4 protein-coding genes are annotated in these 4,389 nt (G+C 71.1%); 1 reads left to right on the top strand and 3 read right to left on the bottom strand.

Features of this window, described 5'->3' with window-relative positions; genetic code table 11:
* From D6689_17790 to D6689_17800, 3 genes are all read right to left on the bottom strand, one after another.
* Positions 1-1,052, bottom strand: a 1,052-nt coding sequence (locus D6689_17790) for a serine/threonine protein kinase (GenBank protein RMH39042.1), incomplete at its 3' end; no start/stop codon positions are given.
* A 7-nt stretch (positions 1,053-1,059) separates the two neighbouring features.
* A complete protein-coding gene (locus D6689_17795; GenBank protein RMH39043.1) occupies positions 1,060-2,688 on the bottom strand; it encodes a hypothetical protein in 1,629 nt (542 codons plus the stop codon).
* A 151-nt stretch (positions 2,689-2,839) separates the two neighbouring features.
* On the bottom strand, positions 2,840-3,913 hold the full coding sequence (locus D6689_17800; GenBank protein ID RMH39044.1) for a PEGA domain-containing protein: 1,074 nt from the start codon (positions 3,911-3,913) through the stop codon (positions 2,840-2,842).
* On the opposite strand from D6689_17800, the gene D6689_17805 reads away from it, so the two are divergent.
* Positions 3,896-4,389, top strand: a 494-nt coding sequence (locus D6689_17805; GenBank protein ID RMH39045.1) for a hypothetical protein, incomplete at its 3' end; no start/stop codon positions are given. The genes D6689_17800 and D6689_17805 overlap by 18 nt on opposite strands.

Below are 4,389 nucleotides of genomic sequence, written 5' to 3' on the forward strand. Positions count from 1 at the left end.
ATCCACAGCCCGGCGCGACCGCGCCGCTCGCGCGCGCCGACCGTCGCGATCGCCTGCTCGCCCTCGCGCTCGCTCGCGGCCGCCGACAGCGTCGACTCGACCACGGCCCCGGCCGGCGCGCTCGTGCGGGTCGGCGCGGTGCGCGCGTGATCGGTCCCGGTGACCACGCGGCCGAGTTCCGCGGACGGCACGCCGGCGGCCGCGATCAGCGCCTGGCACAGAGCGCCGGCGCTCGCGAACCGATCCGCCTTGGCGCGGGCCATCGCGCGCTGGACGACCTCATCGAGCGCCGCCGGCAGATGCGGCGCGGCGGCCGCCAGCCGCGGCGGCGGCTCGCCGGTGATCTTTTGAATCACGGCGAACGGCGTCGTGCCCGGAAACGCCATCTGGCCGGTGAGGCACTCGTACAAGATCGCGCCGAGCGCGAACACGTCGGTCCGGTGGTCGATCTCGTGGATGGCGCCGGCCGCCTGCTCCGGCGCCATGTAGCTGGGGGTCCCCATGATCGACTGCTCGAGCGTCATCTGCGTGCCCGCCGCCTCGAGGATCTTCGAGATGCCGAAGTCGAGGACCTTGGCGTAGTCGTCGCGGCCCGATTGGCTGATCAAGAAGATGTTCGCCGGCTTCAGGTCGCGGTGGACGATGCCTTCGGCATGCGCGCGGTCGAGCGCGTCGCACACGTCCATGAACACGCGCACCGTCGAAGCGAGCGACAGCGGACCGCGGCGGAGCCGGTCGGCCAGGTCCTCGCCGTCGAGGAACTCCATGACCATGTACATCTCGCCCGAATCGAGCGCGTCGAAGTCGACGACGTCGACGATGTGCGGATGGCCGAGCGCCGCGACGATCTCCGCCTCGCGGCGAAACCGCGCGATCACCTGCTCGTTGCGCGCGAGGTCGCGGGTGAGGACCTTGATCGCGTACTTCTTCGGCAGCCGGACGTGCGACGCCTGGTAGATGACCCCCATGCCGCCGGCCGCGATCCGCCGGTCGACGCGATACGTCCCCTTGAGGACCGTGCCGACGACGGGATCGGGGGCCGGCGGGGTCACGGCGCCGTCACTGCCCGACTTGCCCCATCCAGATGCGGTAGTGGGGCGTCGTGGTCTTCGAGCCGCGCGACGACGAGAACAGCAGCAGCTTGCCGTCCGGCGTGTACACCGGCGTCCGGTCGGCGCCGAGGTAGTTGGTGAGCTGTCGCATGCGCGCGCTGCCCAGCTCGAGTTCCCAGATGTCCCAGTTGCCCGACCGGTCGGACACGAACACGATGCGCTGCCCCGACGGATGCCAGGCCGGCTCGATGTTGCGGTACTGATCGGTCAGTTGCACGCGGTTGCCGCCGTCGGCGTCCATGATCCAGATCTGCTTGTCACCGGCCGAGTCCTTCTTGACGAAGACGATCTTCGAGCCGTCGTGCGAAAACCGCGGCATCTCGCCCGAGCCCATCTCCGTCGCCGACTTGCCGTCGCGATCGATCATCCAGATCGACGCGCCGGCCTCGTTTTCGCGGTTGCTCACGTAGTAGACGATCTTGTTGCCGTCCTTGGACACCGCCGGCCCGTACGCGCCGCAGCCGTCGTACCGGCCCGCGCCGCACGTGTAGCCGAGGCTGTGGAACGTCAGCTGGGTGTACCCGCGCGACTCGCGCCGCTTGTACCAGAGGTTGAAGCTGTTCTGAGATCGGTTCGACGCGAAGAACACGCCCTCGCCGTCGACGTCCCACGACGGCCAGATGTCGTAGCTGCCCTTGATCGACTTGGAAAACTCCTCGCGACCGGTGCCGAACACCGGGCGGCCGTCGCGCAGCTCCGCCGACGCGACCCGCAGTTCCGAGCCGCCGGTCGGCAGCATCAGCACGTACACGAGGTCGAGGTTGGCCGACATCTGCGGAAACACCGCGTCGCCCGCCTCGCTCGTGATGATCGTGAGGTTCGACAGCGAGTCGGAGCCCGACTGCCCCGCCGGAATGGCGAAGTTGGCGGCCTGCTCGGAGAAGCCGAGCGCGTTGTCCTTCGACGGCGCCTCGCCGCCCTCGACCTCGTCCATCGGGTAGTAGTAGGCGCGCACCCGCCAGTGGTAGGTCTTGTTCGGCTTGAGCACGACCTTCGTGGTCCACGAGATATAGCGGATGTCGTCCTTCGTGCCCATCTCGTTGTCCGGGCCCGGGTACTCCTCGAGCCGATCGGCGTGCGACACGAAATCCTCGTCGACCACGTTGCGGAACCCCGCATCCTCGGCGATCTCGAACGAGTACCAGACCCCGGCGTACTTCAGCGGCGCGATGCGGAACTCGGGCGACAGGTTGTTGACCTTCGCACCGGCCTTCGGCTGCAAAATCTTCGGCGTCTCGTAGTTGATCGAAAACCGCCACGACGTCACGAGCTGATTGTTCTGGTCCCACACGAACAGCTCGTAGCTGTGGCCGAACTCCAGATCCTCGCGCGGCCGCCACCGCGACTCGCTGTAGCTGAGGATGTCGTCGACCGTGCGCAGCATCGCGTTGCCGGGGCCCGGCAGCTCGCGCAGCACGATGCGGTACGTGTTGCCCCGGCGGTGACGCCATTCGAACTCGGGACGCGGTTCGTAGAACACGCTCGTCTTCTCGTGACGGTAGCCCTGCTGCTGCGTCGACGACGCGCTCGCGGCCGCGACCACGACCGCCCCCGCGAGCCCGAGAGCCCGAAGCATCTGCGTTGCTGTGCCCATACCTTCCTCGGCGTTCGTTCGTTCCACGTTGGAGTTCGCGCGAACTCGCCCCCGCCTCGGGCGGGAACGCGCGTCGCTACCTAATCACGCGGATTCCCTCAGGTCAACCGCACCGAGCGGCCGATGCGACCGCCTACGGCAGCGTCACCCCGAGCGCGCGGCACCGGGCGATCGACACCTCGCGGTACGAGCCCCGCGCGGCGGGCAGCGTCCGCCGGGCGCGGGCCGCATCGCCGACCCCACACGCCGCGATGGTCGCGATCATCTGCGCCTCGGGATCGCCCGGCTTGGCGGCGAGCGCGGCCTGGGCGTGGCCGAGCGCGTCGCGGTAGCGCTCGCGGCGCAGCGCCAGACGCGCGTCGAGCATCGCCCGGTCGTAGTCGCGCCCGGCCGGGGCCCGCGCGGGCGGCGGTGCGGGCCGCTCGCCGCCGGCGACAGCCGCCGGCCGAGTGGGCTCCCGCGCGAGGCTGAACACGAGATAGCCCATGTTCGGCTCGACGACGAGCGTGGTGTCCGCGCGGACGTGGCCGGCGAGCGTCGCACGGAACACGCGGCGGCCCGGCCGCACGCGCGCGGTGACCGGCGCGACCCCGACCTTGCGGCCGTCCACCCAGATGTCGGCGCCGCGCGGCACGCTGCGGATCTCGACGGTCACCTCGCCGGCAGGCGCCGCCGGGGGCACGTCGTGTCGCGGCGGCGGCGTCGGCTTCTTTCTCCGCTTGCGCCTGGTGCGCGAGCGATCGGTCGCCGGCTTGCTCGGCTTCGCGCGCGACGGCGTCCCGCTCGCACCGCGCTCCTGCGCCACCGCGACCGGCGCGCACACGCCCAGCGCCAGCACCACCGACGACACGATTGCGGCCCGCATCGGCGGCAACGATAGCACGCCGACGATTTGACGCGCTGTGCGGGCGACCGTACCCTCGATGGCATGGGGGACACCGCCGCGACGCGCGAGACGGTCGTCAACGGTGTGGTGCTCGCGCTGCGGTACTCGGCCCTGCGTGGCCTGGCCGACCGCCGCGAGATCCGCGACATCCTGTACATCGACGGCGCCGACTGCATTCGCGACGGCGCGGTGGACCTCCAGGTGGTCTGGGATCTGCTGGCCGAGCTGCCCGAGTTCGACCCGGACGCGGCGGCCGCCCCGATGTTCGTGGTCAAAAGCTGGGAGCCGCACTTCGGCGTCGACGTGCGGCTGCCCGCGCATCTTCAAGGGGCGACGGAACGCGACATCGCGATCGCCGCGACCTCCAGCGCGGTGCCGCGCCACGAGGTCGCGCGGGCGCTGGAGCCGCCCGAAGCGCGCGCGCGCCGGCGTTCGACGCTGCTGCAGTTCGAAGCCGACGCGCCGGCCCCGGTCCTGCCGGATCGCGCGCCGACGTGGCGCGAACGCCGCGAGGTCCTGTGGGCGGCCGTCGCCGTGTTCCTCGCCGCGGCCGGCTTCGTTGCGTTCACCCTGCTGCGCGCGTCCGGCGGGGGCTGGCAGGGGATCGACGCCGGCGCGATCGACGTGGGCATCCCGCTCGCCGGCGCTCAGCGCCTCGGCACGCAGGTGTCGGCCACGTTGGCCGACACCGCGTGGCTCCAGGCCGACGAGGCGACGCGACGCGAGCAGATGGAGGCCGCACTGCGCGCCGTCGACGCCGTCGGCGCGGACTCGTTCGTGCTGCGCGACGCCTCCGG

The sequence above is a fragment of the Deltaproteobacteria bacterium genome (assembly GCA_003696105.1).
GTDB lineage: Bacteria > Myxococcota_A > Polyangia > Haliangiales > J016 > J016.